The sequence below is a fragment of the Streptosporangium vulgare genome (assembly GCF_042428775.1).
In the GTDB taxonomy this organism is placed as follows: Bacteria; Actinomycetota; Actinomycetes; order Streptosporangiales; family Streptosporangiaceae; genus Streptosporangium; species Streptosporangium vulgare.
The window spans coordinates 39943-55796 of the sequence record NZ_JBHMBS010000040.1 but is presented as its reverse complement, the minus strand read 5'-3'; the positions used below and the strand labels follow the sequence as shown (position 1 = coordinate 55796).

Sequence of the window (15854 nt, the reverse complement as noted above, 5' to 3'; positions counted from 1 at the left end):
TAGGCGGAGAAGGTGGGCTGGGTGGAGGGCAGTGTCCACAATCCCGATGTCTGCTGGCCTGGGTAGGCCGAGAGTTCCGACACCACGGGTTTGGAGGCATCGACTCGTCCGGCTTGCCATTCTGACCACGGTCCGGCTATTGCGGTGGAGGTTGTGGTGCGTACTCGCCAGCGGATCAGCCAGCCGTCCTTGAGCTTGCCCGCTGTCACGGCGGGGGTTTGCAGCCAGCATCTGGTGGTCGGGTGACATCCGCTGTTCGACAGGTCGCTGTTTCCCGACCAGATCAGCCCCGAGCCTTGTCCGGCGGCTGAGGGGTCGTGTTCGATTTGGGCTTCCAGGCGCAGCGGTCGTGACTCCGAGTCACTGCCATAGGCGGAGAAGGTCGGCTGGGTGGACGGTAACGTCCACAACCCCGACACCTGCTGGCCTGGGTAGGCCGAGAGACCCGACACTGTCGGAAGTGCGGCTGTGACAGCCGGCACAGCCTGCGTCCGGGTTGCCTTCGCATCCCCCCGCACCGCGCTTCCCTGGCCGTTGAGCGTCGACAGAGAGACCTTACGGATATCAGCGCTCTCAGCGCGAACACGGGCCTGTCGTCCGTCGTTCTTCACTCGCACTGATCCGGTGGCAGCGGGTGATGGTTGCCATGTCAGCGGCGGCGGACTGTTCAGCCCGTTCGTGGCCGGCTCGTCCACCATCTCGTGCGGCTTCTCCAGCGGAAGCGCACCCTCGGGTCGCTTGCTGTCGCTACTCGCCTTGTCCTTTGTCTGCGGCTGAGTGGCGGCCGGGCCGACGAGGTGCGGCAGATTCGCCGCGGACCCGGAATCCTGGACAGGGGCACTGCTGACGGAACCCGAAGATGGGGAACCGGGGATCGTCAGCCGTTTCGGAGAGGGATCGATGGCGAACGCCTGCGCCTCCAACGCGAGAGCACCCGGCATGAGAGCTACGGTCAGGACCAAGGCGACGTGGCTCACCCACCTTGGTGGTCCGTTTCGTCCGAGCCCGAACCGGCTCCGACCCAGCACACTCGTACCTGCCTGAGCACGCCGCATGGCCACGCCCACACTCCCCGTAGACCAGAAACCCTTAAGGGCTTCAAGCGCATCCCCATAAGCGCCGCATAAAGAACGCCATAGATATACACAGGTGAGACGAACCAGGAATAGATCTTGACAAGCTGGTCAGAGTTGGTGCAGGAGGTCGGCGAATTGAAACGGTCCAACGGTTTGGACAGCTCACGTACCTTCAACGTCGGCAAACCCAAAAAACCTTGTGACGGACATCACAGAGGAATTCTTAATTACCCGAAAGGGGCACGCGGATCCTGTGACTTCTTCGTCACAATGAGCCTCGTGTCGCCGATGCATCTGAAGTAATGCCAACTCCCAGCTCGCCAGGAGAGGACGTTTTCGGCTCCGTTTCTCTTTCGACGGTGACGTAGTCCTAGGTCGGGAGGATGCGGTGGCGGAGCAGCGTTGAGCCGTAGCGGCCGTGTATTTCGTCCATCACGCCCTCCCGGACCAGTGGCGCCACCCCTGAGAACGCCGTGCCGAGAAGCTCATCGAGAATATGTATGACTCAGAATGATGCCTTCAGACGCCCTGGGATTTGCGGTCAGGTCGGGCACGTAGAGCCGCCCGGAGCCGTCGGGGATCTCACCGGCGCAGTTGATCCGGGCCCGGGGGCGGTGGCGTTGCTGGCGGGGATGGTGACGAACTCCTGCAAGGTGACGCCGAGGCCGGTGACGACGGGGTCGCCGGGCAGCGGGTCGGGCAGCGGCAGGTCGCTCGTGTCGGGCACGCCGCAGGAGTCGGAGGAGCCGTCCGGCACCCGCAGGTCGACCCCGCCGGTGTCGACCGCGACGTCGTCGAAGTAGAGGGCGGTGCGCGTCCCGGAAGGTCACGCGTGGAGGTTGTGGCCCTCCGGCGACGGGATGGGGTGGTTCCGGGGCGCCGCGCAGGCGAGGAGCATGAAGGCGCAGCAGGTGTAGAGGACCGGGTAGTAGACGAGCGCGCCGTCGACCCCGGGCGGGGCGTACGAGGACATCACCAGCCAGTACGACTGCCAGGGATGGGCGAGGTGTCCCAGGGCGGCGAGCAGCGTGGTCGCCAGCGACGGCAGCGCGAGCACCGCGACGGCCCCCGCGGCCACGGTCGTCCGGCGGCCGGGCCGGCGACGCAGCAGCGGGGCGGCCAGGGCGAGGGCGACGCCGAACGCGACCGTGCTGACGAGTTCGGGCGCGCGGCCCGCCTCGCCGCTCACCGACTCCCACAAGTGCGGCAGCAGGTAGATGAACAGCAAACCCGAGGTCACGAGGAGGGTCAGCCGCAGCCTGGCCGCGCACCGGTGGGTGAGCATGAGGCCGACGGCCGCCCCGACCACCGGGACGGCCCACGGCACCGTACCGGACAGGGCCAGCGGCGCCCCCTCCGCCGCGACCACGGCCGCCGAGGTCGTCATCCACCGCAGGGTCCGCTGCGAGGAATGCCGGGATGAGTGCCGCGACGAGTGCCGCGCCAGCGCCGACGTGGCGCGCTCCCGCACGCCGGAGCGCGCCACGTCGGCCAGATCGCGGATCGGGGTGGACGAGGTCTCCAGGAGTTCGAGGATCTCGGGCCCGTAGCGGTGCCGGAGGTCGTGCGGGTACAGCCGGAGGACGAGGGCGTGCAGCCGGCCGGTCCGGCGCTCCCGGGCGGTCATGCCGTGGCCAGGCGGCGCAGGCCGGTGTGGGCCACGGTCCGCAGGCGTTCCAGCTCCGCCTGCAGTTGCCGGCGTCCCAGGGAGGTGAGCTCGTAGGGCCGGCGGCGGGCGTCGTCGGTTTCGTGCGGTGTGATCAGCCCGAGCTCCTCCAGCCGCCGCACGGCGCCGTAGAGGGTGCCGGGCCCGGGACGGCCGCCGGTCAGCTCGGCGATGTCGTGCTGCATGGCGTAACCGTGCTTCGGACCGTCCGCGAGGCTGATCAGCACCAGCAACGCCGGTTCGGAGAACCGGCCCAGCTCGGACAGACCCATGGCGACCTCCTGACAACTAGTACGTTTCACGTAGTATCGCAGAACGTAGTAGTCGAGACAATCGCCCTGGCCGTCGGTCTTCGCCGGATTCTCCGCGCCCTGATCGCCGGGCTCGCGGCGCGTACGGGCGCTCGCGGTGAGGCCGGCCTCGCGGTGGCGGTGATCCGCGGGCCGGTGCGCGTGTTCGGGCGCGAACGCCGGAGTCTCGTCCTTGATCGCGAAGTGGTGCCGGGCATTCTCGTGGACACGCTCACCTTCGCCGCCCCCCCCGCGGGCTGACGGCGTCCGGCCCGTCCCTGTCGGTGGCCGATCCGGCAAGGCGGTGCGCCTGTATGGCGGAGGGTGTGAGTTGCGGCGGGGGTCGTCAGAGGTGTTCACGGAGGGTCGCTGAACCGTCACCGTTCGGGATGTGACACCGTGGATGTACATCTTGTGAACCGCACGCGCCACCTTCACCGCAGGGGACGCCGGGGCGAAGAGGAGCGATCATGTCAAAGCCGCCGCTTCCCGAAGAAGCAGTCGCCATGCTGAAGAAGCCCAACCACGCCGTCATCACCACGCTTCGGCCCGACGGCCAGCCCGTGTCCACGGCCACCTGGTACCTCTGGGACGACGGCCGGATCCTGGTCAACATGGACGAGGGCCGAAAGCGGCTGGAGCACCTGCGCGACGATCCCCGGGTCTCCCTCACCGTGCTCGACGCGAAGGACTGGTACACCCACGTCAGCATCGTCGGGCGTGTCGTCGAGATGCGCGACGACAAGGACCTGACCGACATCGACCGGCTGGCCCGCCAGTATCTCGGGAAGGAGTATCCGGATCGGAGCCGCGCCCGGGTCAGCGCCTGGATCGAGGTCGAGTGCTGGCACGGCTGGGGCGCGCACAAGGACAGCAACCAGCCCGGCTGACGCGCCCGCCCGGCGGCCGTCGCCGGCCCGCCGGTCCGCCGTCCCCGCCGGTCCGCCGGTCGCGTCCGTCGGCCGGGATCGGATCTCGACCGGCCGGACGCCGGGGAGGCGGGCGGTGCCGGGCTGTCAGGTGGCGTTCGTCGCGACGTAGACGGTGTTGGCCGACTCCCCGCCCCGCAGCGGGTTGGGGAAGGTGACGACGTGCGCCCGCGAGTTCGCGAAGACCTCCGCGAGCACGGCGGCGAAGTCCGGGTCCGGCGGGTCGTCCGACCACAGCGCGAAGACACCGCCCGGACGGAGGCGCCCGGCGAGCCGGCGCAGGCCCTCGGGGGTGTAGAGGGCGGCGTGGCTGGGGTGCAGCACGTGGCGCGGCGTGTGGTCGATGTCCACCAGGACGGCGTGGAAGCGCCGGTCCGGGGTCTCGGGGTCGAGGCCCGGACCGGCGGCGACCATCGCGAAGAAGTCACCGTGGACCAGGCGGCAGCGGGGGTCCGACATCAGCCGGGCGCCGACCGGCAGCAGCTCCCGCTCGTGCCACTCGATCACTTCGGCGAGCGCGTCGATCACGACGAGCGAGCGTACGCGGGAGTCTTCGAGCACGGCCTGGGCGGTGTATCCGAGCCCGAGCCCGCCCACGGCGACGTCGAGGTCCGTGCCCGGCAGCGCCGCCAGCCCGAGCCGGGCGAGCTCGATCTCGGCCACCGTGAACAGGCTCGACATGAGGAAGTCGTCGTCGAGTTTGATCTCGTAGACGTCGATGCCGAGCGAGGGCTCCCTCCGGCGCCGCAGGCTGATGGCGCCGATCGGCGTCGGGCGCCAGTCGATCTCCTCGAAACGCGCGCTCATCGCGGCCGTCCGTCCATGGCGAGGGAGGCGGCCGGGCCGATGCCCGGGTCGGCCCCGGTGGTACCGGGCCTGAATCTATCTTGCCGGTGGACAGGTCTCGCCGGTGGACACGTCCCGCGCGTGCCGCGTGCTACTCCGGCCCTTCCCCCCCCGGGGCCTTCTGGCGAGGACGCCTGGTTTCCCGTGAGGACGGCCTGGCCTGTTGTGAGGACGGTCCTGGCGTGCGTACGGCCTGGTTCCGGGTGAGGTGGTGGCGCCTCGGGCGGGAGAGACGGGTGTGTACCTCTCCTCGCCGAGGCGGGGGAGGCGGGAGAGGCGTGTGAGGCGGAGGTGCCCCGGCGGTCAGGCCAGGAGCGCGCGGGCCTCGGCGAGCAGGTCGCACTGCTCGCGCCAGTCGCCTCCGGCGAATCCCAGGACCACGTGACGAGCCCCGGCCTCCCGGTAGGCGGCCAGCTGCTCGGCCGCCCGTGCGGGCTCGCCGGTGACGGGGAGCCTCGTCGCCTCCTCCAGCGGGATGCCGTACCCGGTGATGCCCGAGGCGATGGAGGCGCGGGTGGGCAGGCCGGGGGCCGAGCCGAGGACGCCGGTGGCGCCGACGGCGACGACCGGCTCCGGGCGTCCGTGGGCGGCGGCGAGCTCGGCGAGCCTGATCCTTCCCGAGGCCACCGCCGCCGGGGGGACCATCGAGGGGAACCAGCCGTCCCCGTGGCGTGCCGCTCGTCGTACGGCCACCGCCGAAGCGTTGCCGACCCAGATCGGCGGGGGTGGCACGGCCGGTTCGAGCCGTATCTCCGCCGCCTCGTCCACCAGTGTGACGGCCTCCCCGGCCAGCAGGCGCGGGAGCAGTTGCAGCGCGGTGTCGGTGCGCCTGCCGCGCTCGCCGTACGGCACCCCGGCCGCCGCCCACTGCCCGGCGCCGCCGCCGGACCCGACGCCCAGCACCAGCCGCCCGCCCGAGACGTGCTGCAGGCTCGCGATCTGCTTGGCCGACCACGCCAGGGGACGGATCGCCGGGACGAACACGCTCGCCCCGATCCGGATCCGTGTCGTCGCCCCCGCCGCGACGGCCAGTGCCACGGCGCAGTCCAGCGAGGCCGCCCCGGTGGCCAGGTGGTCGCCGTGCCAGACGCCGTCGAGCCCGGCCTCCTCCGCGTGCCGCGCGGCGGTGCCCAGGTCGAGCCGCTGCTCCCGCTGTACGGCGACGGAAGGCAGGATCACTCCGATGTCCATGGAGGCCATCCTTCAACCTCAAGGCTTCTTGAGGTCAATCCGCGGCGGGCAGGTCGATCCGCGGCGGGCAGGTCGCCGATCCGCTGCGGACGGCCGGGCTCGGGGAGAACGCCTCGGGCGGCCCGGGGGAAGACCTGGGCCGGCCGGAGGGGGCGGGCGGCGTCGGGCGAGGGGGCGCTCGCGACGGCCGGTGGTCAGCCGCGGGCGGAGCGGCGCGGTTTGGGAGGGACGCCTTCGGGGTCCAGCTCCTCGACGAGCCGGCAGGTGTTGTGCTCCGGGTCCAGGCTGTTGGCCCGGACGGCCAGCTTCCGCAGCAGCTCCCGGAACAACGAGCGGTCGGCCGGGTCCAGCGGTGCCAGCACGTGGTCCTCGGCGTGTTCCAGCCGGGACTGCGTGTCGGTCCAGGCCGCCCTGCCCCGCTCGGTGGCGACGACGCGCTTGTTGCGCCGGTCGGCGGGGTCGGGGCGGCGCTCGACCAGGCCGGCCTTCTCCAGGTCGTCGAGCAGGTAGGTCATCACCGTCTTGTCGACGCCGAGGCGCTGTGCCAGCGCGCCCTGACCGCCGGGCAGCCCCTCCACCGCGGCGACGAGCACCTGGTAGCCGCGCGGACCACCGGGAAGGTGGCTGACCAGCGTGTTCGCGGTCCTGACGTAGGAGCGGAAGACCACTCCGAGCGTCCAGCCCAGGTCGGTGTCCAGGGCGTCCGGGGTCTCGGCGCCGGAACGTGAGGTTGCGGGCATGTCACGAGATTACCAGGATCAACGGTCAATAAGACCTTCTGTTTGACAATTCATCTGCTTTGCATACGATCTGTCGTGCCGCACCATCGCGGGGCCGCGCGTCCAGGTGTCCGGGCGTCTCCGGGCACCCGGGCTCCGGGAGGGCGCGTGCCGCGCGGCCGAGATGACGCACCGAGGAGAGACATGGCCGACTACGGGCACGAGCTGCTGTTCGGGACCTTCCTGACCCCGAGGGCCGACCAGGCCGAGAGGGTCGTCGCGCTCGCCCGGCTCTCCGACCAGGCCGGTCTGGACCTGGTGACCGTGCAGGACCATCCGTACCAGGCGCGGTTCCTCGACACGTGGACGCTGCTGTCGGTCGTCGCGGCCGTCACCTCGACGGTGCGGGTGTCGCCGAACGTGGCGAACCTGCCCCTGCGCCCGCCCGCGGTGCTCGCCCGCAGCGTCGCGACCCTGGACATCCTCAGCGGGGGCCGCGTCGAGCTCGGGCTCGGCGCGGGCGCCTTCTGGGACGGCATCGCCGCCGTCGGCGGACCCCGGCTGACCGCCGCCGAGGGGGTCGACGCTCTGGAGGAGGGCATCCAGGTCATCCGGGCGATGTGGGCGGAGGGAGGCGGAACCGTGCGGGTGGACGGACGGCACCACCGCGTCTGGGGGGCGCACGCGGGCCCGGCGCCCGCCCACGACGTCGGCATCTGGCTGGGGGCCTACAAGAGGCGCATGCTCGACATGACCGGCAGGCTCGCGGACGGCTGGCTGCCCAGCCACGCCTACGCCGCCCTGGACGCCCTCCCGGCGATGAACGCGATCATCGACGAGGCCGCTCTCGGCGCGGGGCGCTCACCCGCCGACGTCCGGCGCCTGTACAACATCGCCGGCACCTTCACCGGTTCCGGCCGCGGCTTCCTCCAGGGACCGGCGGGCGTGTGGGCCGAGCAGCTCGCCGAGCTCACCCTGGAGCAGGGGATGAGCGCCTACATCCTCGCGAGCGACGACCCCGACGACATCCGGCGTTTCGCCGCCGAGGTCGTTCCCGGCGTACGCGAGCTCGTGGACGCCGGGCGCGCCGGTTCGGGCGCGCCCGCCGCCGAGGACCGGCCCCGGCCCGCCGAGACGGGCGCGGAGGCAGGTGGGCGAGGCGCGTCACCGGCCACCACGACGGGCAGCGCGCCGGTCACCGTCACTCCCGCCCGTACCGGGGGCGGGGTCCCCGCGCTGGGGTTCCTGCCGACCCCGGACGACGGCACCCGGCTCGCCGACGTCCAGGTCTGGGACGAGAGCACCCGTCCCACCGGCCCGGCCCCCGACCCGGCCCGCACCTACACCCCCGGGGAGCAGGCGGCCGGACGCCACCTCGTCGACGTCCACGACCACCTCCGCCAGGAGCTGGCCGAGGTCCGGCGGCTCGTCGAGGAGGTCACCTCCGGAGCCATGGACCCCGGCCTCGCGCGCTCGCACATCAACACGATGACGATGCGCCAGAACAACTGGACGGTCGGCGTGTACTGCGAGTCCTACTGCCGGGTCGTCACGACCCACCACACCATCGAGGACCAGACCCTCTTCCCGCGTCTGCGCCGCGCCGACCCCAGGCTGGTGCCCGTCGTCGACCGCCTGGAGCAGGAGCACCACGCCATCCACGAGGTCCTCGAAGGCGTCGACCGGGCGCTGGTCGCCTTCGTCGCGGAACCCGACGGACACAAGGCCCTGCGGGCCGCGATGGACCTGCTCACCGACACGCTTCTGTCGCACCTGTCGTACGAGGAGAGGGAGCTCGTCGAGCCGCTCGCCCGGCTCGGTCTCCACTGAGGCCTCCACCACTGAAGCCTCTGCTGAGGCATCCGCTGAGGCGTCGGGTCCGAAGATCCAAGCGTCCGGTCGAGGCGGCCGGTCCCGAGTGTCCGGCCGGGGCCTCCGGTGGCCCCGGCCCCGGTCGCAGCCTCGGCCCCGGTCGCGGTCCCGGCCGGGGCGGCCGGTGTGCTCAGGAGACCCCGGCGACCAGGCGCCTGCGGAAGACCCAGTAGGACCAGGCCTGGTAGCCGAGCACGAACGGCAGCGCGATCAGGCCGATCCAGGTCAGCACCCCCAGCGTGTACGGGCCCGAGGCGGCCTCGGCGACGGTGAGCCCGGGGAACGGGGCGGGCCACAGGGCGCCGAACAGGGCGGCGCCGCCCAGCGCGATGGACGAGGCCGTGGCGGCGAACGCCCAGCCGTCCCGGCCGCGCCAGGTCAGCGCGACCCCGGCGGCCAGCGCGGCCATCGAGGCGAGCGCGCCCGCCCACAGCCACGGGGTCGCCGACCAGGCGCCGGCCGCCGTACCCGTGACGGGGATGTGCGACAGGGCCGCCACCGCGGCGGGCAGCGCCACCGCGGAGGCGATCATCGCGGCGCGCCGGGCGCGGGAGCGCACCGGCCCGGTGGTCTTGAGCGCGACGAACACCGCCCCGTGCAGCACGCACACCGAGAGCGAGAACGCCCCGCCGACCAGGGCGGCCGTCGCGCTGCTCCGCAGCAGGTCGGCGAAGACGGCGCCCCACAGGAACGCGGGCAGGGCGCTGCCGACCAGCACGCCCAGGTCGCACCAGACGCGGTCGGAGGCGTGCCGGACCTTGCCGCGCCACTCCAGGCCGACGCCGCGCACGATCAGCCCGACGAGGACCAGCACGATCGGCAGGTAGAACTCGCTGAGCAGCCCGGCGTACCAGGCGGGGAAGGCGGCGAACATGGCGCCGACCGCGGTGATCAGCCAGACCTCGTTGCCGTCCCAGACCGGGCCGATCGTGCCCAGGACCTGCTTGCGTTCGGCCTCGTTCCTGGCCAGTGCCGGTGCCAGCATGCCCACGCCGAAGTCGAAGCCCTCCAGCACGAAGTAGCCGGTCCACAGGAACGCGATGACCGCGAACCAGAAGGTGGTGAGTTCCATCGTCGTCGCCTTCAGTACATGAGGGTCGGCTGGAGCCGGGCGTCCGCGCTCTCGTCGTCGCGGGAGGGCGGCGTGCGGGGAGCGGCGGGGGCGACGGGCTCGGGGCCCGCCTTGACGTGGCGCGTGAGCAGGACCGCCTCGGCCAGCGCGAGCGCGCCGTACAGCGCCGTGAAGACCGCGAGCGAGACGGCCACCTCGGCCAGGCTCACGCCCGGCGAGACGCTCGCGGCCGTGAGCAGCTCGCCCTGGACGGTCCACGGCTGGCGGCCGATCTCGCTGAGCAGCCAGCCGGAGATCATCGCGACGGCCGGCAGCGGCAGCGCGAGCACGCAGGCCCTGGCGAACCAGGCGGGGATCTCCCGTGGGACGCGGGCGGTCACGGGGGTGCCGCGGCGCCGGCGGCGGGTCAGCCAGAGGCCGAGCACCGACAGGCCCACCGTGGACAGGCCGAAGACGATCATCACGCGGAAGGACCAGAAGACCACCGGGAGGTTGGGCCGGTAGTCGCCGGGGCCGAACCGCTCCTCGTACCGCGCCTGAAGGTCCTCGGTGCCCTGGACCACGGCGTTCGGGTCGTCGGTGGCGAGGAAGCTGAGCAGCATCGGCACCTCCAGCCCGGGGACGGGGGAGAACGGCGCGCCGGCGGTGTCGTACCTGAGTCCCTCGGCCGAGGCGAGCTTCATGGGCTGCTGTTCGTACAGCAGCTTGGCCGACATGTCGCCGCTGCCCGCGACCAGGGCACCGGCGATCGCCGTCATCAGCAGCGCGGCCCGCATCGGGGTCCGCCAGATGCTCGCGCCGCCGGTCCCGCCGGTCCCGCGACCACCGGAACGGCGTTCGCGCAGGAGGTGGTGGCCGCAGACCGCCAGGACGAAGCCGCCCGCCACGACGAAGGCTCCCGCGATCACGTGGGGCACCTGGGCGAGCGCGGTGGAGTTGGTGAGCACCGCCCACAGGTCCGTCATCCTCGCCTTGCCGTCGACCACCTCGTACCCGACCGGGTGCTTCATCCAGGCGTTGGCGGCGAGGATGAAGTACGCCGACAGGTTGGATCCGATGACCGCGGCCCAGATGGTGGCGAGGTGGACGCGCCGGGGAAGCCTGTCCCAGCCGAAGATCCACAGGCCGATGAAGGTCGACTCCAGGAAGAACGCGAGCAGCGCCTCCAGCGCCAGCGGGGCGCCGAAGACGTCGCCCACGAAGATCGAGTATTCGCTCCAGTTCATGCCGAACTGGAACTCCTGCACGATGCCGGTCACCACGCCCATCGCGAAGTTGATCAGGAAGAGCTTCCCGAAGAACTTCGTGAGCCGCAGGTAGTGCTCCTTTCCCGTGCGGTACCACGCGGTCTGCAGCCCGGCCACGAAGACGCCGAGCCCGATCGTCAGGGGTACGAACAGGAAGTGGTACACGGTGGTCACCCCGAACTGCCACCGGGCCAGGTCTAGCGCGTCCATCGTCCCCTCGTGTTCCCTTCGCGGGCCTTGTGACTGTGGGCCTTGTGATTGCGGGCCTCAAGTCGGCAGGCCCTGAGCCGGAGGGCTTGGAGCCGGTGGGCCTCGAACGCGCGGGGCCCTGAGCTCGTGAGCCTGTAGCTCTACAGCTTGTAGTTCTACTTTTAGTAGTACTACGACTTGTAGAGCAATGGGCGCGAGGGGCGCCGCGAGCTACTGCGATCTTCGTCACATGGTCCGGTGGGAGACCGCACTTCTCCGCCGGACCGAGATCGTCTTCCGCGGCCCGCGGCGCCGGCTCTCCCGTACGCCACCGGGGATCCCTCCCCGGGTGCCCCCGCTCCGAAGGGAGGTCCGGGAAGGGGCGTCCGGGGAAGAGGTTTCCGCCCTGTCACGCAGGACGACCCCCGTACCCGCCTCCCCCGGGGCGTGACTCCATGGTGGGCCGGGCACCCCCCGCGCGGCGTCCGCCTCCGGAGTGATTTCCGGGTACGCCGGGCGGAGGACCCGCCTCCCTTCCATGACCGACCGGGGCAAGCCCCTGCAAACGGCTCGCAAGCGCTCGGTAAGGAGCGGTACGGGAATCTGCAAGCCCCTCCCCATACAAATGAGTCACTCCAGGGGGAAATCGGCAAAGGCCGGTTCGGGGAGACAAGGGGAGAAATCATGATCAAGCGAATTGCCACCGGCCTGCTGGCCACGGCCGCCCTCGGCGCGATCGCGCTCGCCGCGCCCGCCACCGCGCTCGCCGCGACCACGGCGGCCACAGCGGCCCCGGCGGCGACCACCGCCGGGACCGGCTACGACTACAGCGAGAACTGGGGCCCCTACTTCTCGTCCAACCACCGGGCCAAGAGCCACGGCTGGATCGGCGTCGAGTGGGACGGCCAGCAGAAGTGGAACCGGGTCGACGTCAAGGGCAAGCTGTACGACCTCGACCACCGCACGTACAAGCAGGGCGGCAAGTGCGCCTACGTGAAGTTCGCGGTCCACCACTTCGGCGACGGCGGCAACCAGTGGTACGACGGCAAGTCGTACACGTACTGCGGCGCCGGGGGCGCCAAGCACTTCGCCTTCAGCAAGCACAAGGTCGACAGCGTCCGCGTCAAGGTCTGCCAGATCGGCCAGCACAGCTCCTACCCCACCCGGTGCGGCGACTGGGAGTACCTCTACACCGCCGAGAGTGAGTGACCACATATCCCCGGACGGCCCGCCCCCGCGCAGGGGGCGGGCCGTCCGTCGTCCGGCCCGAGGCTTCCGACGCGGCGGGGCGAGCGGTTCACCGCGCCGGTGCGACGGGCGGCAGCGGGGGCAGAGGCGGGAGAGCCCACGCCTGCCTGATCTGCTGCAGGGTCGATCTGGTCAGCGTGCCGGTCGTGCCGAGTTCGCGCTGTGCCCGGGCCAGGGCCGAGAAGGAGCCGGGGAAGCCGGGATCGGACGCCTTGACGACCAGTTCCCTGGACAGGTCCGCCGAGAAGATCCTCGACAGGGTGTCCATGTAGTAGGCGCGGTTGGCGAGTGTCGTCCCCAGCTTCGCGCCGTCCGCGGTCACGGCGGCGTGCCGGGTGACGCGGTCTCCGAGCTCGCCCAGCCCGCCGTGCGCGTGGACCAGGTCCGCGTGGAAGAACCGGAGGAGTTCCTCCGGCGCCTCCGCGCCGGTGCCGGCGCTGCCGGCGATCCGGGCCAGTTCGCGGTCGATCAGGGCGGCGGTGACCTCGGCCAGCGGAAGAGGCCGGTCCGGCGTGACGAGCGCGACCGCCGCCCGTGCCGTCCGGAGCAGATCGCGCGGGATGCCGCCGGACAGGCAGTAGAACAGTGCCGCGAACGGCGCGGGCAGGCCGATGACCCTGGTGTCGAGCAGTTTCACGGCGGTGGGGTGGTCCAGCGGCTCGACCCGGACGACCTCGTCGATGGCGCTGTCGAAGGCGTCGCGCCGGCCCGCCGGTGCGAGATCCGCCTCTCTGAGCGCCTCGTCGGAGACCGACAGCACGAACAGGCAGTGCGGTACGTCGAAGACGGCCTTGAGCTCGTTGAGGAAGTCTCGCGCGCCGGTCGCGGGCACGATCCGGTCGAGTTCGTCGATGCCGATCACCAGCCGGCGCCCGGGCCTGGTCTCGTCGAGCTCTTTCGCCACCACGTCGAGGAAGTCCGTCAGCGCCTGGACGATCTCCGGGTAGGTGAGCGGCTGGCGCGAGTAACCCGTCCCACGTCTGGCCGACAGACCCCAGCCGCCCCAGCCCGCGTTCGCGCTCGTCTCGGCCGACCGCGTCTGCAGGTAGCGGATCTGCCGCAGGTTCCTCGCGGCCTCGTTCGACGCCTTGAGGCCGGCGGCCATCACGCGCACGCAGAGTTTGGCGAACAGGTGCAGCATGAACTCGCGCCGGTCGTAGACGACCGGCGCCGTCACCTCGACGCTCAGCTTGGCCACCGCGCCCCGGGCCGCTCCGTCGCCCTCCGCGCAGAACGTCCTGAGCAGCTCGGTCTTGCCCACCCCGCGCGGTCCGGACAGCGCGATGCTCCCGCCGTCCATCCCGTCGCTGATCATGATCAGCCTGCTCTCCGCGGAGGTCGGCACGTGGTAGTCAAGCGCCCGTATCCGGCGCAGGCCCGGAGCGGTTCCGATGTCGAGCGTCGTGGCGTACCGGCGCGCGACCCGCCTGCCGATCCGGCCGCTGATCTGCGCGCGCATGAAGCCCAGCAGGCTCTCGTGGAGCGCCTCCCGCCACGCGCTCTCCAGCCGGGCGGCCTGGTCCCTGTCCCCGCCGGAATCGATGTACTCGGGCATGAGCTCCACGAACGCGGGGAACTGCTCCCTCCTCAACGACAGGAGTGCCGCGGCGTAGACGGCCAGGGCGCCGAGGAACACCCACCACCACCAACCGTAGGATTCGCCCGGCCCCTGCAGGCGCCGGTAGGTGAGTTGCCAGGCGAGTGCCTGGGCGGAGTAGGCGAGATTCGAGGCCGCCAACAGTGCGATGACCCAGGTCGTCACCGTCACCGTCACCGTCGTGCGCCGCTCCTCGGCCGAGGGGGTTCCCACCCGTACGGCGGGTGACAGGAGCCAGAAAAGCCACCGGGTGGCGAAGGCCGCGAACGCGCCGAGAACGACGAGCCCCAGGGCGAAGACGAGCCCGGTGGCCGCGGCGTGGCCCAGAGAGAGGGGACGGCGTTCGGTGATCGCCGCCGCGAGCTCGGCGCTCCAGCCGCTCAGAACGCACATCGCCAGTGTGACGAGCAGGGCCGCTCCCCACGCGACGCGGTGCAGAATCCAGGTCAGGCGCCGGGTGCCCCGCCCGGCCCGCTCCCGGGTGGTGGCCCGATACTCGTCCTCCGCGGCGGTGGCCCGGCGGTACTCCTCCTCCGCGCTCCTGACCTGCCCCAGGATGGACGTTCGCTCGTCCATCGCGGCTTCGCGCAGTTCGCCGGCCGACGGGACGTCGGCGTCGTTCGTGCTCGCGGTCAGCTCCGGCTCGTCCAGAACGCGGGCCAGGACCTCCGCGAAGACCTTCTCCCGCTCGTTGTCCGTCATTCTCCAGCGCCCTCCGTGCCCGGTCTTCGCCACAGAATGACCCGGTATCGCGCCGGTCGTCAGGGACATTCACGAAAACGCGCGAGAACCGGGCGGGCCGGTCACCGCGTCAGCGGGCCGCCGCCTTCAGGTACGCGTCGAGGTTGCCGAGCTCGAACCCCCGGCGCTTGATCTTCGCGACGAGGATCCTGAAGTCGCGCGCGAGGTTCGGGCGGAAGTGCAGCAGCAGGATGTCGCCGGGGCGGAGCTTCTTGTCGGGCACCTGGTAGGCGATCTTCCCGCCCGGTTGCACGGTCGCGGTCCAGAGCAGGAGCGCGTCGATGCCGCAGGCCTTGGCGGCCCTGCGGGTCAGGGTGTTGTGGTTGCCGAACGGCGGGCGGAACAGGGTGGGCGCGGTGCCGGTGTGCCTGCGGATCAGCTTGGAGGTGCCGCAGATCTCGGTCTTCTGCCCCGCGTAGCCGAGCGCCGGGAGGTTGGGGTGGGTCAGCGTGTGGTTCTCGATCGTCGCCCCCGCGTCGCGCAGGTCGCGCACGTACCTCCACTTGCCCGCGCCCAGGAACCTGCCGCCCTGGGCGGTCGGGTCGGCCGTGCCCCTCGCCTCCACGGCGTCGCGGGTGACGAAGGCCGCCACCGGGATCCGCTGGTCACGGACCTGGGCCACGAAGCCGGGGTCCTGCTCCCAGCCGTCGTCGATGGTGAGGAAGACGACCTTCCGTTTGGTGGGAATGGAGCTGATCACCGGAGGCAGGCCGTCGCCGGGGCGGGGGAACCTGCCCACCTCACCAGGCCTGGGCGTCACTCCGGGAGGTCCGGCCGGTCTCGCCGCCCGGTCGCCCGCGCCGGAGGGGGCCTTCGACGCGCGGGAGGCGCCCGGCGCGGGGGTGGCGCCGTCACCGGCCCCGCCCGTTCCGCCGTCGAGGCCCGTGGCGCACCCGGCGCTCACCGCCAGGGCCGTCGCGGCCGCCGTTCTGATCGTCCAGTATGTCCCCGATGCCATGGGCGACCATCCTGCCAGCAGCCAGCAGCCAGCAGCCAGCAGCCAGCAGCCAGCAGCCAGCAGCCAGAAGCCCGGCGCGGCGGGCACTGTAGGGGAGGCTAGGGGTTGACTCCAGGGGCTTTCTGGTCATCGTCCAGGAATCATGGAGTCTGCAGGGGTAGGGCCAGCACTACTACAAGCTGGGGTGTGAGCGGGGGTTTGGGATTACGGCGA

The 15854-nt window shown here is 71.5% G+C and carries 14 protein-coding genes; 3 read left to right on the top strand and 11 right to left on the bottom strand.

Going from position 1 to position 15854, the window contains the following annotated elements:
• The 4 genes from ACFFRH_RS41010 to ACFFRH_RS40995 all read right to left on the bottom strand — a co-directional run.
• Positions 1 to 941: hypothetical protein (locus ACFFRH_RS41010; RefSeq protein WP_386163280.1), on the bottom strand; the 941-nt coding region annotated here is incomplete at its 3' end.
• Positions 942 to 1617: 676 nt separating this feature from the next.
• Positions 1618 to 1803, bottom strand: coding sequence for a hypothetical protein (locus ACFFRH_RS41005; RefSeq protein WP_386163277.1), 186 nt, complete (start codon positions 1801 to 1803; stop codon positions 1618 to 1620).
• A 99-nt stretch (positions 1804 to 1902) separates the two neighbouring features.
• Positions 1903 to 2703, bottom strand: coding sequence for a hypothetical protein (locus ACFFRH_RS41000; protein WP_386163275.1), 801 nt, complete (start codon positions 2701 to 2703; stop codon positions 1903 to 1905).
• Complete coding sequence (locus tag ACFFRH_RS40995; RefSeq protein ID WP_386163272.1) at positions 2700 to 3014, bottom strand: PadR family transcriptional regulator; 315 nt, start codon at positions 3012 to 3014, stop codon at positions 2700 to 2702. The genes ACFFRH_RS41000 and ACFFRH_RS40995 overlap by 4 nt, the downstream gene beginning before the upstream one ends.
• A gap of 488 nt (positions 3015 to 3502) precedes the next feature.
• Between ACFFRH_RS40995 and ACFFRH_RS40990 the strand changes: the two genes are divergently transcribed.
• Positions 3503 to 3922, top strand: a complete 420-nt coding sequence (locus ACFFRH_RS40990; protein ID WP_344747805.1) for a PPOX class F420-dependent oxidoreductase — start codon at positions 3503 to 3505, stop codon at positions 3920 to 3922.
• A gap of 126 nt (positions 3923 to 4048) precedes the next feature.
• Here the strand turns inward: ACFFRH_RS40990 and ACFFRH_RS40985 are convergent, their stop codons facing one another.
• The 3 genes from ACFFRH_RS40985 to ACFFRH_RS40975 all read right to left on the bottom strand — a co-directional run bounded on the left by ACFFRH_RS40985 (position 4049) and on the right by ACFFRH_RS40975 (position 6738).
• Positions 4049 to 4768 (bottom strand): spermidine synthase, encoded by a 720-nt coding sequence (locus tag ACFFRH_RS40985; protein WP_344747804.1) that lies wholly within the window; start codon positions 4766 to 4768, stop codon positions 4049 to 4051.
• Between the two features lie 342 nt (positions 4769 to 5110).
• Positions 5111 to 5998 (bottom strand): LLM class flavin-dependent oxidoreductase, encoded by an 888-nt coding sequence (locus ACFFRH_RS40980; RefSeq protein WP_344747803.1) that lies wholly within the window; start codon positions 5996 to 5998, stop codon positions 5111 to 5113.
• Between the two features lie 194 nt (positions 5999 to 6192).
• On the bottom strand, positions 6193 to 6738 hold the full coding sequence (locus tag ACFFRH_RS40975) for a MarR family winged helix-turn-helix transcriptional regulator (protein WP_344747802.1): 546 nt from the start codon (positions 6736 to 6738) through the stop codon (positions 6193 to 6195).
• A gap of 183 nt (positions 6739 to 6921) precedes the next feature.
• Between ACFFRH_RS40975 and ACFFRH_RS40970 the strand changes: the two genes are divergently transcribed.
• Entirely contained in the window at positions 6922 to 8547 is a 1626-nt protein-coding gene (locus ACFFRH_RS40970; protein WP_386163267.1) for an LLM class flavin-dependent oxidoreductase, read from the top strand.
• Between the two features lie 172 nt (positions 8548 to 8719).
• Here ACFFRH_RS40970 and cydB read toward each other — a convergent pair whose 3' ends face one another.
• On the bottom strand, positions 8720 to 9661 hold the full coding sequence (gene cydB / locus ACFFRH_RS40965) for a cytochrome d ubiquinol oxidase subunit II (RefSeq protein ID WP_344747812.1): 942 nt from the start codon (positions 9659 to 9661) through the stop codon (positions 8720 to 8722).
• Between the two features lie 11 nt (positions 9662 to 9672).
• Positions 9673 to 11118: a cytochrome ubiquinol oxidase subunit I gene (locus ACFFRH_RS40960; RefSeq protein ID WP_386163264.1), complete on the bottom strand. Its 1446-nt coding sequence runs from the start codon at positions 11116 to 11118 to the stop codon at positions 9673 to 9675.
• 663 nt (positions 11119 to 11781) lie between these two features.
• Between ACFFRH_RS40960 and ACFFRH_RS40955 the strand changes: the two genes are divergently transcribed.
• Entirely contained in the window at positions 11782 to 12306 is a 525-nt protein-coding gene (locus ACFFRH_RS40955) for a hypothetical protein (RefSeq protein ID WP_344747800.1), read from the top strand.
• An 88-nt stretch (positions 12307 to 12394) separates the two neighbouring features.
• Here ACFFRH_RS40955 and ACFFRH_RS40950 read toward each other — a convergent pair whose 3' ends face one another.
• Both ACFFRH_RS40950 and ACFFRH_RS40945 read right to left on the bottom strand, forming a co-directional pair.
• Entirely contained in the window at positions 12395 to 14644 is a 2250-nt protein-coding gene (locus tag ACFFRH_RS40950) for a P-loop NTPase fold protein (protein WP_344747799.1), read from the bottom strand.
• A gap of 109 nt (positions 14645 to 14753) precedes the next feature.
• Positions 14754 to 15728 (bottom strand): polysaccharide deacetylase family protein, encoded by a 975-nt coding sequence (locus tag ACFFRH_RS40945; protein WP_386163260.1) that lies wholly within the window; start codon positions 15726 to 15728, stop codon positions 14754 to 14756.
• Positions 15729 to 15854: the final 126 nt, after the last annotated feature.

Bases quoted from the DNA above. Each gene is read 5' to 3' on its own strand.
- ACFFRH_RS41000 (WP_386163275.1), bottom strand. From the start codon at position 2,703: ATGACCGCCCGGGAGCGCCGGACCGGCCGGCTGCACGCCCTCGTCCTC.
- ACFFRH_RS40995 (WP_386163272.1), bottom strand. From the start codon at position 3,014: ATGGGTCTGTCCGAGCTGGGCCGGTTCTCCGAACCGGCGTTGCTGGTG.
- ACFFRH_RS40990 (WP_344747805.1), top strand. From the start codon at position 3,503: ATGTCAAAGCCGCCGCTTCCCGAAGAAGCAGTCGCCATGCTGAAGAAG.
- ACFFRH_RS40985 (WP_344747804.1), bottom strand. From the start codon at position 4,768: ATGAGCGCGCGTTTCGAGGAGATCGACTGGCGCCCGACGCCGATCGGC.
- ACFFRH_RS40980 (WP_344747803.1), bottom strand. From the start codon at position 5,998: ATGGACATCGGAGTGATCCTGCCTTCCGTCGCCGTACAGCGGGAGCAG.
- ACFFRH_RS40975 (WP_344747802.1), bottom strand. From the start codon at position 6,738: ATGCCCGCAACCTCACGTTCCGGCGCCGAGACCCCGGACGCCCTGGAC.
- ACFFRH_RS40970 (WP_386163267.1), top strand. From the start codon at position 6,922: ATGGCCGACTACGGGCACGAGCTGCTGTTCGGGACCTTCCTGACCCCG.
- cydB (WP_344747812.1), bottom strand. From the start codon at position 9,661: ATGGAACTCACCACCTTCTGGTTCGCGGTCATCGCGTTCCTGTGGACC.
- ACFFRH_RS40960 (WP_386163264.1), bottom strand. From the start codon at position 11,118: ATGGACGCGCTAGACCTGGCCCGGTGGCAGTTCGGGGTGACCACCGTG.
- ACFFRH_RS40955 (WP_344747800.1), top strand. From the start codon at position 11,782: ATGATCAAGCGAATTGCCACCGGCCTGCTGGCCACGGCCGCCCTCGGC.
- ACFFRH_RS40950 (WP_344747799.1), bottom strand. From the start codon at position 14,644: ATGACGGACAACGAGCGGGAGAAGGTCTTCGCGGAGGTCCTGGCCCGC.